Below are 19,046 nucleotides of genomic sequence, written 5' to 3' on the forward strand. Positions count from 1 at the left end.
CTTAATTGAGAACAGCTCCTAGCCTGATGAGTATGCTTTGGCAACAGCACAGCCTTTGGGTTTAGTCACCAGAATCCTCTCCTTCCGGGTGGCGAGCTAGTAGTAAATTCGGTTTACAACGCGCTTAAATTCGAGCAGGTGAAAAAAGAGCTGGCCAAGCTCAACGACCGGTGGAAAATGCTGGCCGAGATGTAGCCACAGCCGCCTCTTAAAACTGAAAGCCTCTCCTGAAGCGTTGTGCTTCGGGAGAGGCTTTTTTGTGGTGTTGTTTTGCTAACGACGGTTTGCAGCTACCCGAAGGTGGCGGTTTCGAAGCACTTCACTGTCAACCAAGCAGAAACTTTGATAGAAGCACAAAGCTTGATTTAACCACTGAACCGCCACTTTTGGGTAGGTGCTGTTGTATGCAGTTTTCATTTCTAATATACAATTGAACATTCTATTATTGTCAATCCGTTATTTTGTCTTTGAAGCAATAAGTCTAAACTTTCACCTTTTTCATTTGAGCCAGAGTAGAGTCTGTTCGTTTTATTTTTCTTGTTCTTTCCTGTCCAATAAAATTGTGTTTCAAGAACTGCTTCTAATTCATACCCATCACTTTTTAGATATTCAACAAATTTCTCTGTTAAAGTCTCAATGTCAGCCCTGCTTTCATATTTAATTTCCCAACCTGTCGCGATATTAGGCCCGTCTCCACCGATTTTGTTATAAGTCACATTTCCTATTAGTCCTAAAACTGGAAACTCGGTTATTGTTTTATTATCCATAGTGCATACCAAAGAAATGTCTCTTTTTTAACATCATAATGGTCGTCAAGTGCAATACCAAACAAGTAGGAAATGTAAAGTAGTCCTATTGGGAAAAATAGAACTATTGCTGAACCTATAATCCATCTTCTTATTCTTTTACGAACAGGTTCAGCACTTGTCTTGAAAAAATACTTTACAATCCAAGTCAAGATGATTACGATTATCAGATAGAGTAATATTGGTAGGACAATTATCAACTCTTAGTTTTTTTTTAAATTGCATACAACATTAGGGTTAGCGAAGGTGTGAGTTTCGCTAATCCCACCCCAGTACGAAAGTGACTTTCGTTTATCGTATCTAAATCGGTATGATAAACGAAATTCTGACTTGGTGCATCTCAACTTATCGATTGAGGAGGATGGTGTGGCGCGTAGCTGACAGTAGCAGCAGCGCCACCGCGCCTCAGCGGGTCCTCAAGTATACACCGTTTCATCAGAAACTGCGCGCCTCTGGTGTTGCTTAGACTCCTTAGGTCCGAACAGGGAAGGACGCTGAGTGGCCCGAATCTTATCCAGATAAGAATGATTCTTATCTGGAAAGAGTTACCTACCTTTGACCCCGACAACAAGCAGCGGCGGCGGCAGCTTCTTAAAGCACCGTAGCAGCTGGCCGAAACCGACTGCAAGCAACGCTAAACCGACCACCGACTTCCCACTCATCAACCTCATCACTATGGCTCACGAGCAAGAGGGGCGCGCCCCCGAGAATAACACCACCGAGTACTTCATGAACGATACGTCCGTGGCCAAGTGCCCGTTTGCGGGCGGTTCGATGACCCAGGCGGCCGGTGGTGGCACCCGCAACCGCGACTGGTGGCCCAACCAGCTTCGGCTGAACGTGTTGCGCCAGCACTCGGGCCTGTCCAACCCCATGGATCCCGACTTCAACTACGCCGAGGAGTTCCTCAAGCTCGATTTGCCGGCTGTAAAGCAGGATCTGTACGAGCTGATGACCACCTCGCAGGACTGGTGGCCCGCCGACTACGGCCACTACGGCCCGTTCTTTATCCGCATGGCCTGGCACAGCGCCGGCACCTACCGCATTGCCGACGGCCGCGGCGGTGCCGGATCGGGCATGCAGCGCTTCGCCCCGCTCAACAGCTGGCCCGACAACGCCAACCTCGACAAGGCCCGGCTGCTGCTGTGGCCCGTTAAGCAGAAATACGGCAACCAGCTTTCCTGGGCCGACCTCATGATTCTGGCCGGCAACTGCGCCCTCGAATCCATGGGCCTGCCCACCTTCGGTTTTGCCGGGGGCCGGGCCGATGTGTGGGAGCCGCTGGACGAAATCTACTGGGGCTCGGAGCGCGAGTGGCTGGGTGGCGACAAGCGCTACAGCGGCGACCGGCAGCTCGAGAACCCGCTGGCCGCCGTGCAGATGGGTCTTATCTACGTGAACCCCGAAGGCCCCAACGGCAACCCCGACCCGCTCGGCTCGGCCCGCGACATCCGCGAAACCTTTGGCCGCATGGCCATGAACGACGAGGAAACTGTAGCCCTGATTGCCGGCGGCCACACCTTTGGCAAAACCCACGGCGCCGCCGACCCCGCCAAGTACATCGAGCACGAGCCGGCCGCCGCTGGCATTGCCGAGCAGAGCAAGGGCTGGCTGAATTCGTTTGGCAAAGGCCACTCCGAAGACACCATTACCAGCGGCCTGGAGGGTGCCTGGACCACCACGCCCGCCAAGTGGAGCAACGACTACTTCAAGCACCTGTTCGAGTTTGAATGGGAGCTGACCAAGAGCCCCGCCGGTGCCCACCAGTGGCAGCCCAAAAACAACGGCGGCGCGGGCACCGTGCCCGATGCCCACGACCCCAGCCGGTCGCACGCGCCGTTCATGACTACTGCCGATATTGCCCTCCGCGAAGACCCGATTTACGAAAAGATTTCGCGCCGCTTCCACGAAAACCACGAGGAGTTTGCCGACGCCTTCTCGCGCGCCTGGTTCAAGCTCACCCACCGCGACATGGGCCCCATCGAGCGGTACCTGGGCCCCGAGGTGCCCGCCGAGGAGCTACTCTGGCAGGATCCGGTGCCGGTGGCCGATTACGAGCAGATTGACGAGACCGACGTGGCCAAGCTCAAGGGCATGCTGCTGGCCTCGGCCGTATCGGTGCCCCAGCTGGTGCGCACGGCCTGGGCCTCGGCCTCCACGTTCCGCGGCTCCGACAAGCGCGGCGGGGCCAACGGTGCCCGCTTGCGGCTGGCCCCCCAGAAGTACTGGGAAGCCAACAACCCCGGCGAGCTGAGCACCGTGCTCGACACGCTGGAAAGCATCCAGAAGGAGTTCAACGACGGCCAGACTGGCGGTAAGCGCGTATCGCTGGCCGACCTGATCGTGCTCGGCGGTAACGCCGGCATCGAGGAGGCCGCCCGCCTGGCGGGCCACGAGGGCGTGCAGGTGCCCTTCCGGCCCGGCCGCACCGATGCCACGCCCGAGCAAACCGACGTGCAGTCGTTTGCCGCGCTGGAACCCCACGCCGATGGTTTCCGCAATTACCTCAAGCTCAACCACGAGGCCTCACCCGAAGCCATGCTCATCGACCGGGCCCAGCTCCTGACGCTGACTGCCCCCGAAATGACCGTGCTCATCGGTGGCCTGCGGGTGCTCGATACCAACTTCGACTCCTCGCGCAACGGCGTGTTCACCGACCGTCCCGGCCAGCTCACCAACGACTACTTCGTGAACCTGCTCGACATGGGCACCACCTGGAAGGCCACCAGCAAGGAAGACCAGCTCTTCGAAGGCCGCGACCGGAAAACCGGCGTAGTAAAGTGGACCGGCACCCGCGTCGACCTCATCTTCGGCTCGAACTCGGAGCTGCGCGGTGTGGCCGAAGTGTACGGCACCCACCAGGCCGAACCCAAGTTCATCCGTGACTTCGTAGCCGCCTGGAGCAAAGTAATGGAAGCCGACCGCTTCGATTTACATCGGTAAGCCGCTTGCGTTTTAAGTTGAAAAGGGTGGCCCAGTAATGAGCCACCCTTTTTTTAGTTTCAGCCCAACGCTTCCGGTTGAATTAACGCAACCGATAGCCTAGCCGCAAATGGGCGCTGAGTAGGTCGCCGGGCAGCAGTTGGTAGGTGCGGCTTTCGATGCCAGCTTGTACGTAGAGGCGTTCGATAGTTGCATCCAGCCCCAAGCTCCAATACAAGGTGGGCTTCAACAGGCGGGTGGTTTCGTACTGTGGAGCGGTCAGGACGGTTACCGTACCATCGGGGTTAAGGTACTGGCCCGGATAGCGCTCCAAGGTGGTCGTCCTGCCCGCCACTAAACCCGGACCTAGGGCGAAGCATAAAGCCGGCCGGCCGGGGTATCGGGAGGTGCGCACGGACAAAGCGGCATCTAGTAAACCGACTGCGTACTTTTCGCCGGGACTTTTATCTGGCTCCCGGTCTTGGCTATCGGCCCGAAAAAAACCTATCTGGGGCTGAAAGCTCAGTAATGAGTGCTCAGACAGGGACCTATTAAGCCCGACTGTGGCTAAAGTTCCAGGCCAACCGTGGTTGGTATAGAAACCGCGCCCCAGGCTGGCAAATACGGTAGTAGCCAACCTTGTTTCGGCCGGAACTGCCGGGGGTTGAGCTTGAGCCGCCGCCGGTAACAACAAGCCGAGTGCGAATAGGCATCCTAAATGAATAGCAGATAGTTTCATAGCTGGGAAAGCGGTTGCGGCCACCAAGCTAGCGTAATTTCCGAGGCCGTACAATGCGCTATCATGCTTTATTTCAGGCGCCACTTTGGGATAGTAGAGCCTCTTGTCTTGGTCTTGCCCCACCGTAGTGCACGATGTTCTCAATCATGCCCTTAAAGATGACGGAGTGGAAAGGAACCATAGCGTACCAGTAGAGCCGGCCAGCCAAACCGTGGGGGCGGAAGGCGGCCAGTTGTTCCAACGTGTGGGTGCCGTCGTCGTTGGGCAGGATGCGGAACTGCAGCCAGGCTTCGCCGGGGAGCTTCATTTCGGCATAGAGCAGCAGGCGGCCGTTGGCGCGGTCGGCGACCAGCACGCGCCAGAAATCGAGCGGGTCGCCGGCGCGCAGGTCGGTGGGCGAGCGGCGGCCCCGGCGCAGCCCCACGCCGCCGGCCAGCTTATCGAGCAGGCCCCGGATGCGCCAGAGCCAATCGACCTTGTACCAGCCCCGCTCGCCGCCAATGCTCCACACGTTTTGCAGTACCTGCTGGGGCGGGCGCGTGAACGATAGGGTTTGCCGGTCGCGGAACAAACCGAACTGGGGCATCTGGATATGGTCCATGAACTGCTTTTCCATCACGCCGCTGCTCAGCGCGTCGCTCCAGCTGCTCACCACCTCGTTCTGCTCGATGCGCTGGAAAGCCAGCCGCACGGCCGCGTCGTAGCTCATGCACGCGTGCGGCACCACGGCGTCGATGCTGCGGGCGGGGTCGGCCACGGTGTCGTTGCGCAGGCTCTCGACTAGGCTCTGGGCCAGCGAAAACGTGGTGCTCGTGACCAAGTACAGCCACCACGACGAGAGCCGGGGCGTGAGCACGGGCACCGTAACGATGTAGCGCTTCAGGCCCCGGGCGTGGGCCAGCCCCAGCAGCATCTGCCGGTAGGTGAGCACGTCGGGCCCGCCGATATCGAACGAGCGGCCGAGGCAGGCGGGGTTGTTGAGCACCTGCATCAGGTAAAACATCACGTCGCGGATGCCGATGGGCTGGCAGCGCGAGTTAAGCCAGCGCGGCGTTACCATGACGGGCAGTTTCTCGACCAAATCCCGGATAATCTCGAAGGAAGCCGAACCCGAGCCGATGATAATGCTAGCCCGCAGCACTGTCAGCTGGGCGGTCTGGACCTTGCTTAGTACCTTTTCCACGGCTTTGCGAGAGCGGAGATGGACGCTCAGCGCCCGGTCGTTGGCAATGCCCGACAGGTAGATGACCTGCCGGCAGCTGGTGCGGCTCAGGTAGCGGCCGAAGTGCAGGGCCGAGAGTTGCTCCAGCCGAAAAAAATCCTTATCGTGCCCGCTCATTGAGTGCACCAGGTAGTAGGCCGCCTCAATATCGAGGGGCAAATCGGCCAGCGAATCAGGCCGTAGCAGGTCGCCCTCGGCCACCGTAATGTTGGCGCGCAGCCGCTCCGGAAACTCGAAGCGCCGAGCGTCGCGCACGAGGCAGGTAACGTGGTGGCCCGCCTCGATGAGCAGCGGCAGCAAGCGCTGGCCAATGTAGCCGGTAGCCCCGGTAAGGAGAATGTGCATTTTCGAGCTGTTAGCGGAGGGCTGTTAGCTGTTAGCTTCCGGGCCGACAGCCGAGGGTGGAGCTACGCGCCGGCGCCTCACTCATTCAACTGCATATGTAGGGGAGAGGTTATGGGTAGGACGTGAGAGGTGATAGAACGTCATTCTGAGCGAAGGCGCAGCCGCAGTCGAAGAATCTCTACCGCTTCGTTTGAATCGACATTACGAAGCGGTAGAGATGCTTCGACTGCGGCTGCGCCTTCGCTCAGAATGACCGGTTTTCTACTACCGCCCATTCCCGTACCGCTTCTTACTTCTCACACTACTTGTGTTTCGGCCGCCGCTTGCGCCTGCTGGCTGCCCGGTCGCGCTCGGCTTTGCGTTCGGCGCGTAGCAGCAGGCGCTCTTCGTAGCGGCTCAGCAACTGGCGGCGGACGAAGTGGGCGAGGTCGGCGAGCGAAACGAGCCGGGTAGTGCGCAGGAAGCTGAGAATATCGCGGCGGCGCAAAACGCTGATGCCCGGCAGGCCCTGGGCCAGCAGAAACTGCTTGATTTCGGAGACGCGCAGCAACCCGGCTACGGCGGGCCGCTCGACGGTGGCGTTGTACTCGGCCGGCCGGTACACCTGCAAGCCGGCCGGCGAAGCTACCAGCACGCCCACCCACTCGGGTAGCAGCGGCAGCAGTTTGGCCAGGTGCTTCTCGGTGACGACAAACGTGACGAAATCGTAGGCCCGGCCGTAACAGGGCAGTTGCCGGGGTACCCGTTGCAGCGTGTCGGCGTCGCCTTTCAGCTCGTAGCCGTGCATAAACTGCTCGGTAATGTGCACAACGTCGGCGCGGGTGGTGCCGGTGGGCAGCTCGTCAATATACACGCCGCCCGTCAGCAGCGGGTACAGCAAAGGGCGGATATCCGCGTCGTTCATTCGGGGGGCTACAAGCTTTCAGCCGCAAGCTACAAGCTGACGTTCAACATCAGCTTGTAGCTTGCGGCTGAAAGCTTGCGGCTCAAAACTAAATTACACGTACCCGGTCGCGGTGGGTGTCGTCGCACAAAATCTCGAGGCCTTTGTAAGCCAGGGGCCGGCCGGTGTTGTGGGTGAGGCCGTCGTTTTCGTAGAGGTGGGCTACATCGAGTACCAGTTGGGTGTATTTCCGTTCGCCCAGCTCGATGGCCACCGGCCGGCCAAGGCCGGCATCGAAGGTGGCCAGGGCCTGATCAATTTCTTCCAGAATTTTACTCATAGCTCAGAAGGACGGGTACGAGGAGGAAATATAGAAAGATGCGCGCAGTTATGTTGTGCCATTACCCTACGGCTGCCACAAAAAAAACGGCCCTGCCTGCTCCGACAGGAGCAGGCAGGGCCGTAAATAGTTGCAAAAGCCGCCGCTTATTTCTTGAGTAACTGAAGCAGTGCTTCGGCGGCCGGCTCCGACGAGGCCGGGTTCTGGCCCGTAATGAGGTTGCCGGCCTGGGTTACGTACGGTGCCCAATCGGGGCCTTTCGAGTAGTTGCCGCCGTTTTCCTTTAGCATATCTTCTACCAGGAAAGGCACCACGTTGGTCAGCTGCACGGCTTCCTCTTCGGAGTTCGTGAAGCCAGCTACCGATTTGCCTTTCACCAGTGGCTCGCCATTGGCGGCTTTGGTATGGCGCAGCACGCCGGGGGCATGGCATACGGCTGCTACGGGCTTACCGGCGGCATACATCGTTTCAATCAGCTCGATAGACTTTTTGTCCTCGGCCAAATCCCAGAGCGGGCCGTGGCCACCGGGGTAAAACACGGCATCGTAGTCAGCTCCCGAAACCGAATCGAGCTTCACGGTCGAAGCCAGCACCTTCTGGGCCTCGTCGTCGGCTTTAAAGCGTTTGGTAGCGTCGGTCTGGGCGCCGGGGTCGTCGCTTTTAGGGTCGAGGGGTGGCTGGCCGCCTTTGGGCGAGGCCACGGTCAGCGTTGCGCCGGCATCTTTGAATACGTAATAAGGAGCCGCAAATTCTTCGAGCCAGAAACCGGTTTTTTCGCCCGTGTTGCCAAGTGTATCGTGCGAAGTAAGCACCAGTAGAATTTTCATGGAAGTCGTTTTTAGGAGTAAGAGAAAAAAGAGCAGCGGCCCAAAACGCTACAGCGTGGCGGCTTGCTCGTAGCGCAAAACTTTGCACTCGGCCAATACGGGCACAATCTGGCCTGCTACAAGCTGCCGGAAATGGTTGGAGTTGAGCTAGGCCACCTTCACCACGGCTTTGCCGGTATTATCGCCCTGGAACAGGCCCAGGAACGCGGCCGGAATCTGGTCGAAGCCTTCGGTTACGGTTTCCTCGAACTGCAATTTGCCCTGGCCGTACCACTCGCCCAGCTGCTTTACGCCCTCGGGCCAGCGGCTGAGATAGTCGCTCACGATAAAGCCCTGGAGCTTGGTGCTGGTTTTAAGCAGCTTGCCTTCGGGCCGTGGGCCCATAGGCACTTCGGTGGCGTTGTACATCGAAATCTGACCACAGACGGCAATCCGGGCGTGCTTGTTGAGCAGGTCGTACACGGCGTCGGTGATGGGGCCGCCCACGTTGTCGAAGTAGCAATCCACGCCGTTGGGCGCGGCAGCGGCCAGCGCGGCGGGCACGTCGGCGGTTTTGTAGTTGATGGCCTCATCGAAGCCTAGTTCCTTCAAATACGCCACTTTCTCGTCGGTGCCGGCCGTGCCAATTACTTGGGCGCCTTTAATTTTGGCCAGCTGGCCTACTACCATCCCTACCGCGCCGGCCGCGCCCGATACTACCACCGTTTCGCCCGGCTTGGGCTCACAGATGTCGAGCAGCCCGAAGTAGGCGGTCAGGCCCGTCATGCCCAGCAGGCCGAGGTAGTAGCTGATGGGGGCCTGGTCGGCGGGTATCTGTTGCAGGCTTTGAGCCGGAGCCACGCTGTATTCCTGCCAGGGCAGGTTGCCTACCACCAGACTGCCTACCGGCAACTGGTCGGCCTGACTTTCCATTACCTCTGCCACCACGCCCCCGGCAATCGGCTCGCCCACCTCAAACGGCGCCACATACGATTTGGCACTGCTCATCCGGCCCCGCATGTAGGGGTCGACGCTTACGTAGCGGGTTTTTAGGAGCACTTCGCCGCTGTTAAGGGCGGGCAGTTCGCGGGTTTCAAACTTGAACTGGGCTTCGGTAGGCTCGCCCTGGGGGCGGCTGGCGAGAAGAATGGTGCTGGTTTTCATAGCAGAATCGGTTTTTAAGTGAGTGGGGGTAAATGAGAAAGAGAACGTGCGGCCGGGCATAGCCAGCGCAACACGTTCTCTTAATAGGCTACTGCCCGACTAAGCCGCGTTGGTCGTGGTCGTCAGGTTGACTTCGATGTTGCCTTTGGTGGCGCGCGAATAGGGGCAGATGCCGTGGGCAGCCTCTACCAACTGCTCGGCCTGGCCCTGCGAGAAGCCCGGCAGGTTTACGTGCAGATCGGCCGAAATGCCGTACCCGCCGTCTTCGGCCTGGCCGAAACCGATGAGGGCTTCCACCGTCACGTCCTGCAGCTTCACACCGGCCTGGCGGGCAGCTACGCCCAGCGCCCCCTCGAAGCAGGCGGCGTAACCGGCCGCGAACAGCTGCTCGGGGTTGGTGGCACCGGCTTTGCCGGGGCCGCCCATTTCCTTGGGGGTGCTCAGCGTCAGGTTCAGCACGTCGTTGCTGGTGCTGATGGCACCGTCGCGGCCGCCTTTGGCTTTGGCCTGGGCCGTGAATACTTTGTTGGTAAGTTTCATAAGAAAAGGTGAAATGAAAAGAAAAGGCTACTGCAGCCGAATAAGCAGGTTGTTGAGTTGGCTACGCAAAGCCAGAAAATCTTCGTTTGGCATCCCGAGGCGAGTCAGCATCTGCTCCGGAACCCGGCAGGCAGGTCCGTGCAGGGCTTCGCCGTCGGGTAGCAGCTCGATGATAACGGAACGCTCGTCGTGGGCGGCACGCCGGCGGCTGAGCCACTTCCGCTGCTCCATGCGCTTCAGCAGAGGGGTAAGAGTGCCCGAGTCAAGCAGCAGGTGCTCGCCTATCTCCTTTACCGTTAGCTCCTTGTGCTCCCAAAGCAGCAACAGCACCAGATACTGTGGATACGTGAGGCCCAACTCCTGTAGCAGCGGCTGGTAGGCCTTCGTCAGCATCCGGGAGGCGGCATACAACGGGAAGCAGAGCTGGTTTTCGAGCAACAGCATGGGGTTGGACGGATCGGGCGAAAGCGGGGCTGCTGGGTCGGTCATGGTAAGGTAAACGGAGAAAGGTTGTGTATGTTTTAATCGTGCGCAATTAATATGTAAAAACAGTTGGCCAGAAACCACTGCCGGTTTCTGGCCAACTAACTTGCACAGCAGGCACCAGGCGTTTTGGGTAGCTTCAGGCCTTTTCGTAGGCCTGGAAGCCACCAATCAGGTTGCGCACCTGGGTGAACCCCTGTTGTTGCAAAAAAGCCTTCGCGGCAGCCGAGCGGCTGCCTCCTTTGCAATGCACCACTACTTCCTGGTCGTGCAGGTCGTCCAGTTCCTGCAACTTGCCGGGCAAGTCGCCCAGCGGGATGTTGCGGCTGCCAGGAATGCGGTTTTCCTCGTTTTCCCAGGTTTCGCGGACATCGATGATAACGGGGGGAGTATTTTGGGTCAGGCGTTCTTTCAGTTCGACGGCTGTAATGTCAGTCATAGCAGAGTAGGCAGATCAGTGAAAAGCCCTGGTTGGAAAGGAGGGCGGTGAGAGTGTAAGCGCAACAATAGTAAAAAAGCCAGACAATCTGCACTGGCTCTGTTTTAAAAATTGCCAGAAAAATTACCGGGCCCCGATTGCCAGCCGTTGCGTCAGCCACTGGCCATTGGGCAGCAGCAGGCGCACGAAGTACAGCCCGGCCGGTAGCGGCAGCCGCAGCTCGGCGCGACCGGCTTCGGCGGCCGGCTGCTGCCATACCACCCGGCCCAGGGCATCGAGCACCGTGGCGTGGCGGTAGGGGCCGGGCACCTGCACCCGGCCGTCGGGGCTGGGGTTGGGGGCAAGGCGGTAGCGGGCGGCTAGTTCGGTGGCGGGCGTGGCCGTTACCACGCTGCCGCCCATCAGCGGCCGCAGCATCAGGGCACCGGCAGGACTGTAGTTGGTGGCGGGGTTGAATGTTTGCCAAGCTCCCTGCGAACCAAAATACAGGTAATCGGGCGGGGAAGCGTTGTTCAGGTCGTATCCAAACTCCACGAACTGGGTGGTGGGAGCCTGGCCGTAGCCGGCAAAAAAGCGGCCGCTTACCTTCACCGGCGCATCAAACACCACCTCTACATAGGGCCGGTCGGCTGGTAGCGTGAGAGGCACCACAAAGGTTTTGGTGGCTTTGGGCTCGGCCATTGGCTGGCCACTGCCTTCCACCACGTCCCAGATGGCGGCCGTAAGTGTGCGGCCGCCGGCCGTGGCCAGCACCGGATACAGGCGCAGGGCCCGCACCTGGTCGGGTTGGTTGAGGTCGAAGCGCAGGGCGTAGTAGCTGGGCGGGCCGGTAGAGGCCGGAGCCAGGCTCAGTGAGGCTTCGGCCGTGCCATCATCATAGGCATAATAGTCGCTCAGGTCGGTGCGGCGGCTGGCGGTGTCGTTGGCTAGTGTGCGCGGGTCGGTTTCGTTGGTGATGAGCACGACCCGCTGGCGTAGCTGCTTGGCGGCGGGCGTAAGCGGTACGGTGGCGGTGCTGGGGTTGCCGGCTATCGGGACCTGCCGGATTCCGGCATCGAGCGAGGCATTGCCCCGTAAAAAAATCGACGTAGTGTTGTCAGGCAGCACATCGAGCAGGCCCAGCCAGGTGATGGGGGTAGGGGCGGGGCCGGCGTCGAGGTTGTTGGCCGTGGTGGCCGTGCGCAGGGCTAGCTCCTGGGTAGGGCTGGCATTGAACTGGGCTACCGGCATGGCCGTGTAGCGGCGCAGGGCGCTGGGCAGGGCGCGGCTGGTGGCAATGTCGCGGAAGGTAGAGTCGGTAGCCGAGCGGTTGCGGTCGAGGCGCACGTAGTCCACACTCCAGGCGTCGCGGGCGTTGAAGAGGTAGCCGCTGGTCCGAATCCGGAACTGGAAGGCGCCGTGCAGGTAGTCGGCTTTGTCGATGGCCAGGGCTTTAAACCGAAAATTGGTCGTATCGCCCGGGCTGTTCAGGCGCCACACCTCATCCCAGATGTCGTTGGTGCCCGCGCGCTTGAACTCGACGTACAGCGCAACAGGCCGGGTACCGCCGGACTCGGGCCGCCCGCGCCGGGTGCCGGCCTGCCAGAAAAAGCTCAGGTACACCCGGTCGGTGGGCAGCAATCCGCTCAGGTCGATGGGCTGCGAAGTGAGCGAGTCGGCGTCGCCTACCCGCCCAATGGGGCCACGGGGGCGGCCGAGGGCGTTGAGGCCGTCGAGGGTGGCTACGTTGCGCGAAATAGGCCGGCGCGGGTAGCGGTTGTTTATCAGCGCCCCGCCCGTGGGCTCCCAGCGTTGGGCATCGGGCCGGCCCTCCGGCTGGCGGGCAAAATCATCGAAAAACGGCAGCGGCAGCACCGCTGCCGGCCGTGCCGCCGCCGCATTTGCCGGCGCGTGGGCCGGCTCCGAGCCCAGCGGCCCCAGCAGCTGCGCCCATCCAAAAAAGGGCAGCAGTAGCATCAGCAGTAGCAATACGAAACGGTAGCAATACGTCATAGCAAAAGAGGAAAAGCAGTTTTCGAGGCAAAATACCCAATCATCAGGCTCAGGAGTACCCCTATAAACGAAGTAAGGTCCGCTGTCGTGCAACGAACCTTACCAAAACTTTGAGCCAGCCGAACGATGTAGGGGCGGGGCTTGTCCCCGCCCGCCGTAGGAACAGGCAGTTTAGCGCCAAAAGTGACCGTTCAACGGTGCCCGTTCATGCAGCTAAGCAGCGCTAGTCCACACCTTTCAGTGGGCCCGTGCCGGCCACCCACAAGTCCACGAGCTGGCCCATGCGGATAGTGGTGCCGGGGCCGGGTACCGGGCGCTGGCGCGTAACCGTGCCATCGGCCTCGCCGTTGGAGGCAGGCTCATAGAAAATCTCGCCCACCTGCAGGCCCTGGCCCACGAGCAGCGTGGTGGCCTCATCGGCGGGCATGTTCACGAGGTTGGGCACCGGAAACTCCTGGTTGCCCAGCCCGTCGCCCACTTCCAGGTCTACGCGGGTGCCTTTGGTGATAGGGTCGCCGGCTGCTATTTCCTTGCCGTTCACCGACTGCCGCAGCACAGCATCCTTGAGAATGTTGGGCACAAACTTGAGCTGGCCGACCACCAGATCGTAGCTCTTAAGAATCATCTGGGCATTTTTCACCGAGCCGTCGGTGAGCTTGGGCATCTTGATGACGGGCGGGTTCTTCATCGACACCGTGACGTACAGTTTGCGGCCTTCTTTCACCTGCTCACCCGCTTTGGGCTCCTGCTGCAGCACCGTGCCGGGCTTGATGCCGGCGTTGTACGTACTGTCATCAACCAGATAAGCCAGGTTCCGCTCGTCGAGGTAGTCCTCCAAATCGGCCTGGTTCATGCCCGTAACCTTAGGCACCACAATGGTTTCGCCGTGGTTGGTGGTGATGGGCAGATACACCTGAAAAAAACCGAACACCAGCGCCGCCACGAGCACCACTATCAGGAGCAGATGCTTAACTAAATCGGCTGGCGTATCGGAGCGAAGGAAAGACATTCAGTAGGGAGAAGCTAGGAGTTGGAAGGGCAAAGTTAGGGTATTGGCGCGGGGGCGGATCAAAGCAGCCCGGCGTAGGGGCGGGGCTTGTCCCCGCCCGCCGTTCGCCCCGTGTTAACGGAATCGTTCCACGACAATCGTTCAACGGCGGGCGGGGGCAAGCCCCGCCCCTACATCGTGCTCACGGCTTGCTGCGCCGTGCGCTGCTTGCCAAACTCCAGAATCCGGTCGATGAACTGGTAGGGTGTGTAGCCGGCCAGCGCCGTTTGGTGGAAGATGCAGGTGGCGGGCGTCATGCCGGGCAGCGAGTTTACCTCGATAATGAGCACTTCCACCGCCCCGTTCTGGCGCACCCGCACAAAGGCATCGATGCGAGCGTAGCCCTGGATGTGCAGGATTTCGGCCACCCGGCGCAACTCTCGCTTCACTTCCTCCGAAATGCGCTGCCGCTCGTGGGCATCGGGGGCGTAGCGGGCCGGGGTAATATTCTGGCCTTCGCCGGCCAGAAATTTCTCCTCTAAGCTAAGCACCTCGCCCGTGGCTAAGGCCTCCGAGGCCTCGAACACCTCAATTTCCAGCTCGCCATTCTCGCCCCAGTGCGTGAGCAAGCCGCCCGTTACTTCCAGGAAGTGGGCGGCCCCGTCACGGGCTATCAGCGTTTCCACCAAAAAGGCTGCTTTGCGCGGAAACTCCTCCTTGAAGCCCAGCTGGAGCGTGGTGGCATCCTGGGTTAGCAAGTCCTCCTGGTCGCGGAAAATGAGGCGGGTGAAGGCCTCCAGCTCCGTGCGGTTCTTGATTTTCTTCACCGCCGACGAGCAGCCGTCGTCGGCGGGCTTGGCAATGAACGGGTAGGGGAACTGCGTTTCGAGGCCGCGGAAGAAGCTTTCGGCGTTGGCTTCCCACTCCAGGCGGGTGGCCATGCGGTGCTCGGCCACCCGCAGGCCGGCTTCGCGCAGGCGACGGTTGGTGTCGAACTTGTTGATGGTGATTTGGCTGCTGGTCACGCCCGAGCCGTTGTAAGGCAGCCCGAACTGCTCCAGCCGCTGCTGCAGCGCGCCGTCTTCGCCGGGGCGGCCGTGCAGGGCAATAAACACCTCATCAACCATACCGGCCAGCTCCTCGAACGATACGCGGCGGGGTTGCGTGGCCGCCGGCCCGGCGTAAGTGCTCGTAATACCACTGGCCTCGCGGCGGATACGCTCCAGCACCGGGTGCGTGGCGTGGCCGGCCTCGTGATGCTCGATTTTTTCGCGAATGTCGTCGGCGTTGTCCTTGAGCATCACGTTGATGGGCAGCACATACAGCCGGAAGTCGGCGCTGCTGCCGGTCAGGAACACCGGCAATGGCTCATACTTAATACTGGAGCTGAGCTTCTCGTAGATATTGCGCCCGCTTTCCACCGAAATGTGCCGCTCCGACGAGTAGCCACCCATAATTACGGCCACTTTCGTGCGCTGCTGCTCGCCCGCGGCCCGGGCTGCCACGGCGGCATCGAGCTGGGCAAGCAGGGCCGCCAGCTTCACGGGCCGCAGCCCACCGCGCCGCCGCGCCGCCAGCGAAGTGCGAATCAGGTAAGTAAGGAACTGGCTGGGGTTGAGGCCGATTTCGGCGGCCTGATGGAAGAAGAACGAGGCTGGCAGCATGCCCGAAGTGGTGTTCGGGTCGTTGAGAAACAGGGTGCCATCGGCCTGCATGAAGCCATCGAGGCGAGCGTACACCTGGAAGCCGAACGTGCGGAACATCGTTTCGCAGGCGTCGCGAATGGCTTGGATGCCCGCCTCGGGCAGGTCGATGGGCGTGATTTTGCGGGCCAGACCGGGTAAGTACTTCGAGCGGTAGTCGAACAGCTCGTCGCCCTTCACAATCTCGGTGGGCGGCAACGCCAGGGGCTGGCCGTTGGCGTCTTCCACCACGATGCACGAAAACTCGCGGCCCTGCACGAAGCTTTCCACCAGCACCTGCGTTTCGCCTTCCACGCTCGTCAGCAGCACGCTTTCGGTCACCGCCAGCCGCTCGTTCAGCGCCGTCAGCAACTCGTCGGGCCGATGTATGAGTTGTTGGTTGTTAGTTGTCAGTTGCTCGTTGGCGTCCGTGAACTGGCCATCTGCAACTGGCAACTGGTCACTGACAACTGACAACTCAAGTATAACCGGCAAGCCAATACCCTCGCGGATATCAACGAGGCGCTGGAGCCAGCCGATTTTCTGGGTGTCGCTCAGGGCCTGCCACTCAGCTTGCATAACGGTTTTGCGGAACAGGCTGCGCTCAACGGCAGCCGCAAACTGGCCCACGTTGGCTTCGCGCAGAATGCTTATGCCGATGCTGCTGCCCTGGCGCGGGGCCTTGAACACCAGCGGCAAACCCAGCTCGCGCACCAGATAATCCAGCGTGGCCTGCGGGTCGGCGGCATCCCAGTCTTCGGCCGTAATCAGCCGGAAATCGGGCGTGGGCTGGCCCAGGGCCTTGAGCAGCTTCTTCTGGGCCACCTTATCGATACCGAAAGCCGAGGGCAAAATGCCGGAGCCCGAATACGGGATGCCATACCACTCCAGCAGGCCCTGAATGGCTCCATCTTCGCCGCCCGGCCCGTGCAGGGCCAGAAAGGCGAAGTCGATGAGCGTGGCCAGCTCGCGTGGTTCTACGCGGCGGCCCACTTCGGCAATAATACGGTCCTGCTCCTCCAGGCTCAGCTCGCCTAGGCTTTCAAAGTAGAGCTGCACCGGCACCGTGCTGGCCGGCAGCGCCGAAACGGGTGGGTAAAAGTCGCGGATGGTGCCTTTATAAATGAACTCCCAGTTGAGCAGAATAAAGTTGCCGCTGCTGTCGACAAACACCGGCGCGGCCTCAAAAAGGGCCTTGTCGAGGTTGTCGTACACCGTGCGGCCACCCGCAAAACTGATTTCCCGCTCCCGCGACGGGCCGCCAAAGAAGATGCCTATTTTCATACGAGGGCAAAGGTACGGGTTTGGGAGATTGGTTGCAGGGCTTGTGCAAGCCATTGAACCGGGGCAAAGAAACGGCGGGCGGGCGGGGCTTGTCCCCGCCCGCCGTCCGAACAGTCATTGCCACTCAGTATGAGCAGGTTGTCGGCCTAGGAGTGGTTTCAGCGGCGGGCGGGGGCAAGCCCCGCCCCTACACCGTTTCTTTACCCCTTCTGCAACCCTTATCTTCGCCTCCCAAGCCAACCCTATTCCCATTCCATGAAAACCCTCGATCAGTACAACTTCGCCGGCAAGCGCGCCGTGGTGCGCGTTGATTTCAACGTGCCGCTCGACAAAAGCTTCGCCATCACCGACGACACCCGCATCCGGGCCGCCACGCCAACCGTTAAAAAGATTCTGGCCGACGGCGGCTCGGTGGTGCTGCTTTCGCACCTGGGCCGGCCCAAAGGTGGCCCCGAAGACAAGTTTTCGCTGCGCCACATTGTGAGCCGCCTGAGCCAGGAGTACGGCCAGCAGGTGCAGTTTGCCGACGACGCGCTAAAGGCCGAAGAGCAGGCCAAAACCCTGCAGCCCGGCCAGGTGCTGCTGGTAGAAAACGTGCGTTTCTACAAGGAAGAAGAGAAGGGCGACGCTGAGTTTGCGGCCCAACTGGCCAAGCTCGGCGACGTGTACGTGAACGATGCCTTCGGCACGGCGCACCGCCGCCACGCCTCCACGGCCGTTATGGCCGAAAGCTTCGCGCCCGCCGACCGCGTAGGCGGCTACCTGCTGCTGAGTGAGCTGGACAACGCCAAAAAGGTGCTGGAGCAGGCCGAGCGGCCCTTCACGGCCATTATGGGCGGCGCCAAAATCTCCGACAAAATTCTCATCATCGAGAAGCTGCTCGATAAGGTCGACAACCTGCTCATCGGCGGCGGCATGGCCTACACGTTTGCCAAGGCCCAGGGCGGTAGCATCGGCAGCTCGCTGCTCGAAGAGGACAAAATGCCCCTGGCCCTGGAACTCATCGAGAAGGCCAAGGCCAAAGGCGTAAACCTGCTGCTGCCCACCGACAGCCTCATTGCCGACAAATTCGCCAACGACGCCGCCACCAAAGTAGCCGCCAACGACCAGATTCCGGACGGCTGGCTCGGCCTCGACCTCGGGCCCGATTCCATCAAGGCCTTCACGGAGGTAATCCGCAATTCCAAAACCATCCTCTGGAACGGCCCGATGGGCGTGTTTGAGCTGCCTACCTTCGCCAAAGGCACCACGGCCGTCGCCCAAACCATTGCCGACGCCACCCGCGAGTCGGGCGCCTTCAGCCTCATCGGCGGCGGCGACTCGGCCGCAGCCGTTAACCAGCTCGGTTTCGCCGACCAGGTAAGCTACATCAGCACCGGCGGCGGCGCGCTGCTGGAGTACATGGAAGGCAAGGAGCTGCCCGGCGTAGCGGCACTGGAGGCGTAGCTTCGCTAGAAGCGAGTACCAAGAAGTGAGAGGTGAGACTCTCGTGCCGCCGGCCCAATTTGGTCGGGTATCACGAAAGTCTCACCTCTCACTTTTGCTTAAATCAGATTACGGAGGGCGGCGTAGGGGCGGGGCTTGTCCCCGCCCGCCGTTGAACGGTGCTACCAAAACTCCCAACGGTACCGCTCCAGCGGCGGGCGGGGGCAAGCCCCGCCCGTACACCGTGCTGACGACTCTCTAATTCAGATAGGGCGTTTCCAGGTCCATGCCCATCAGTTTTAGCGGCTCCAGGGACGGGCGGCCGGTGAGGCGGGTGCTGAGGATGCGTAGCTCCGGCTCGCTTAGCACATCGAGGTTATGGAGCCAGTGCAGGCGGTGCAGCTGCAGCTCGATGGGGCCGAGCGGATTCACCTGGGCGTACTCCTCGCGCAAATAGGCGTGGGCGCGCAGGCGTAGCGCTTCAGTGAAGGTTTCGAGGGCGGCGCGCTGGCCGGGCCGGTCGTGCAGGCTCAGGCGGATGCGGTTGGTGGCCAGCGTGGCCGTGCGGCCGAAGTAGCGGCGCGCCAGCCATAGCCCGCCCAGGGTCAGCATTAAAATCACCACCGCTACGATGTTGTCGGGTGTTCCGGGCTCATGTAGTCTATAATTAGAAAACCAGCTGACAAGCATAACCCCGGAATAGAGAACCAGCCGCAGCCAGGAAGGCAGCAGCTCCACCGGGGCAGCAAACTCCAGCTCCACAGGCAGCAGCTCCTCGTACGGAATCTCCGTTTCGAGCCAGGCCGTGCCGTTGCGGCGGCGCTGGCTTACGTACAGGCCGTGTTGGCGAAGCAGTAGCAGCGAAGAGCCCCGGAAAATATGCGTTTGGGAGAATTGTGGGATACTCATGTAAGTACAAAACCGATAAACCTGATGTTCCGGGCAGCACCAGGAATCCGGGTTGGGCCTTCCAAGCCAAAAGTGAG

The 19,046-nt window shown here is 60.6% G+C and carries 16 protein-coding genes; 2 read left to right on the top strand and 14 right to left on the bottom strand.

What is annotated here, in order from left to right; translation table 11 throughout:
- Nucleotides 1-419: 419 nt before the first annotated feature.
- Nucleotides 420-767, bottom strand: a complete 348-nt coding sequence (locus J7E24_RS06505) for a hypothetical protein (protein ID WP_215136359.1) — start codon at nucleotides 765-767, stop codon at nucleotides 420-422.
- A 768-nt stretch (nucleotides 768-1,535) separates the two neighbouring features.
- Here J7E24_RS06505 and katG point away from each other — a divergent pair.
- Nucleotides 1,536-3,749 (top strand): catalase/peroxidase HPI, encoded by a 2,214-nt coding sequence (gene katG / locus J7E24_RS06510; protein WP_215136602.1) that lies wholly within the window; start codon nucleotides 1,536-1,538, stop codon nucleotides 3,747-3,749.
- A gap of 82 nt (nucleotides 3,750-3,831) precedes the next feature.
- Here katG and J7E24_RS06515 read toward each other — a convergent pair whose 3' ends face one another.
- The 12 genes from J7E24_RS06515 to J7E24_RS06570 all read right to left on the bottom strand — a co-directional run bounded on the left by J7E24_RS06515 (nucleotide 3,832) and on the right by J7E24_RS06570 (nucleotide 16,635).
- Complete coding sequence (locus J7E24_RS06515; protein ID WP_215136361.1) at nucleotides 3,832-4,062, bottom strand: hypothetical protein; 231 nt, start codon at nucleotides 4,060-4,062, stop codon at nucleotides 3,832-3,834.
- A gap of 478 nt (nucleotides 4,063-4,540) precedes the next feature.
- Nucleotides 4,541-6,034 (bottom strand): SDR family oxidoreductase, encoded by a 1,494-nt coding sequence (locus J7E24_RS06520; RefSeq protein WP_215136362.1) that lies wholly within the window; start codon nucleotides 6,032-6,034, stop codon nucleotides 4,541-4,543.
- A 301-nt stretch (nucleotides 6,035-6,335) separates the two neighbouring features.
- Complete coding sequence (locus J7E24_RS06525) at nucleotides 6,336-6,938, bottom strand: sce7726 family protein (RefSeq protein ID WP_215136364.1); 603 nt, start codon at nucleotides 6,936-6,938, stop codon at nucleotides 6,336-6,338.
- A gap of 88 nt (nucleotides 6,939-7,026) precedes the next feature.
- On the bottom strand, nucleotides 7,027-7,257 hold the full coding sequence (locus tag J7E24_RS06530; RefSeq protein ID WP_176900707.1) for a hypothetical protein: 231 nt from the start codon (nucleotides 7,255-7,257) through the stop codon (nucleotides 7,027-7,029).
- A gap of 146 nt (nucleotides 7,258-7,403) precedes the next feature.
- The gene (locus J7E24_RS06535) at nucleotides 7,404-8,084 is read right to left on the bottom strand and encodes a type 1 glutamine amidotransferase domain-containing protein (RefSeq protein ID WP_215136366.1); all 681 of its coding nucleotides are present in this window, start codon (nucleotides 8,082-8,084) and stop codon (nucleotides 7,404-7,406) included.
- 147 nt (nucleotides 8,085-8,231) lie between these two features.
- Complete coding sequence (locus J7E24_RS06540) at nucleotides 8,232-9,227, bottom strand: NADP-dependent oxidoreductase (RefSeq protein ID WP_215136368.1); 996 nt, start codon at nucleotides 9,225-9,227, stop codon at nucleotides 8,232-8,234.
- A gap of 99 nt (nucleotides 9,228-9,326) precedes the next feature.
- On the bottom strand, nucleotides 9,327-9,767 hold the full coding sequence (locus tag J7E24_RS06545) for an organic hydroperoxide resistance protein (RefSeq protein ID WP_215136370.1): 441 nt from the start codon (nucleotides 9,765-9,767) through the stop codon (nucleotides 9,327-9,329).
- A 27-nt stretch (nucleotides 9,768-9,794) separates the two neighbouring features.
- Entirely contained in the window at nucleotides 9,795-10,256 is a 462-nt protein-coding gene (locus J7E24_RS06550) for a MarR family winged helix-turn-helix transcriptional regulator (RefSeq protein ID WP_215136372.1), read from the bottom strand.
- A 133-nt stretch (nucleotides 10,257-10,389) separates the two neighbouring features.
- Nucleotides 10,390-10,689 (bottom strand): rhodanese-like domain-containing protein, encoded by a 300-nt coding sequence (locus J7E24_RS06555; RefSeq protein ID WP_215136374.1) that lies wholly within the window; start codon nucleotides 10,687-10,689, stop codon nucleotides 10,390-10,392.
- A gap of 123 nt (nucleotides 10,690-10,812) precedes the next feature.
- Nucleotides 10,813-12,681, bottom strand: a complete 1,869-nt coding sequence (locus tag J7E24_RS06560; protein WP_215136376.1) for a hypothetical protein — start codon at nucleotides 12,679-12,681, stop codon at nucleotides 10,813-10,815.
- Between the two features lie 223 nt (nucleotides 12,682-12,904).
- Nucleotides 12,905-13,690 carry a PASTA domain-containing protein gene (locus J7E24_RS06565; RefSeq protein WP_215136378.1) on the bottom strand — a complete coding sequence of 262 codons (786 nt, stop codon included), beginning with the start codon at nucleotides 13,688-13,690 and terminating at the stop codon, nucleotides 12,905-12,907.
- Between the two features lie 170 nt (nucleotides 13,691-13,860).
- A complete protein-coding gene (locus tag J7E24_RS06570) occupies nucleotides 13,861-16,635 on the bottom strand; it encodes a D-alanine--D-alanine ligase (RefSeq protein WP_215136380.1) in 2,775 nt (924 codons plus the stop codon).
- Between the two features lie 255 nt (nucleotides 16,636-16,890).
- Between J7E24_RS06570 and J7E24_RS06575 the strand changes: the two genes are divergently transcribed.
- Nucleotides 16,891-18,081 (top strand): phosphoglycerate kinase, encoded by a 1,191-nt coding sequence (locus J7E24_RS06575; RefSeq protein ID WP_215136382.1) that lies wholly within the window; start codon nucleotides 16,891-16,893, stop codon nucleotides 18,079-18,081.
- A gap of 237 nt (nucleotides 18,082-18,318) precedes the next feature.
- Here the strand turns inward: J7E24_RS06575 and J7E24_RS06580 are convergent, their stop codons facing one another.
- Nucleotides 18,319-18,969 (bottom strand): hypothetical protein, encoded by a 651-nt coding sequence (locus tag J7E24_RS06580; protein ID WP_215136384.1) that lies wholly within the window; start codon nucleotides 18,967-18,969, stop codon nucleotides 18,319-18,321.
- Nucleotides 18,970-19,046 lie beyond the last annotated feature (77 nt).

This window comes from Hymenobacter sp. ISL-91 (genome assembly GCF_018613725.1).
Taxonomy (GTDB): Bacteria; Bacteroidota; Bacteroidia; order Cytophagales; family Hymenobacteraceae; genus Hymenobacter.

Bases quoted from the DNA above. Each gene is read 5' to 3' on its own strand.
- J7E24_RS06555 (WP_215136374.1), bottom strand. From the start codon at position 10,689: ATGACTGACATTACAGCCGTCGAACTGAAAGAACGCCTGACCCAAAAT.
- J7E24_RS06520 (WP_215136362.1), bottom strand. From the start codon at position 6,034: ATGCACATTCTCCTTACCGGGGCTACCGGCTACATTGGCCAGCGCTTG.
- katG (WP_215136602.1), top strand. From the start codon at position 1,536: ATGAACGATACGTCCGTGGCCAAGTGCCCGTTTGCGGGCGGTTCGATG.
- J7E24_RS06560 (WP_215136376.1), bottom strand. From the start codon at position 12,681: ATGACGTATTGCTACCGTTTCGTATTGCTACTGCTGATGCTACTGCTG.
- J7E24_RS06535 (WP_215136366.1), bottom strand. From the start codon at position 8,084: ATGAAAATTCTACTGGTGCTTACTTCGCACGATACACTTGGCAACACG.
- J7E24_RS06530 (WP_176900707.1), bottom strand. From the start codon at position 7,257: ATGAGTAAAATTCTGGAAGAAATTGATCAGGCCCTGGCCACCTTCGAT.
- J7E24_RS06550 (WP_215136372.1), bottom strand. From the start codon at position 10,256: ATGACCGACCCAGCAGCCCCGCTTTCGCCCGATCCGTCCAACCCCATG.
- J7E24_RS06540 (WP_215136368.1), bottom strand. From the start codon at position 9,227: ATGAAAACCAGCACCATTCTTCTCGCCAGCCGCCCCCAGGGCGAGCCT.
- J7E24_RS06570 (WP_215136380.1), bottom strand. From the start codon at position 16,635: ATGAAAATAGGCATCTTCTTTGGCGGCCCGTCGCGGGAGCGGGAAATC.
- J7E24_RS06565 (WP_215136378.1), bottom strand. From the start codon at position 13,690: ATGTCTTTCCTTCGCTCCGATACGCCAGCCGATTTAGTTAAGCATCTG.
- J7E24_RS06505 (WP_215136359.1), bottom strand. From the start codon at position 767: ATGGATAATAAAACAATAACCGAGTTTCCAGTTTTAGGACTAATAGGA.
- J7E24_RS06575 (WP_215136382.1), top strand. From the start codon at position 16,891: ATGAAAACCCTCGATCAGTACAACTTCGCCGGCAAGCGCGCCGTGGTG.
- J7E24_RS06580 (WP_215136384.1), bottom strand. From the start codon at position 18,969: ATGAGTATCCCACAATTCTCCCAAACGCATATTTTCCGGGGCTCTTCG.
- J7E24_RS06545 (WP_215136370.1), bottom strand. From the start codon at position 9,767: ATGAAACTTACCAACAAAGTATTCACGGCCCAGGCCAAAGCCAAAGGC.
- J7E24_RS06525 (WP_215136364.1), bottom strand. From the start codon at position 6,938: ATGAACGACGCGGATATCCGCCCTTTGCTGTACCCGCTGCTGACGGGC.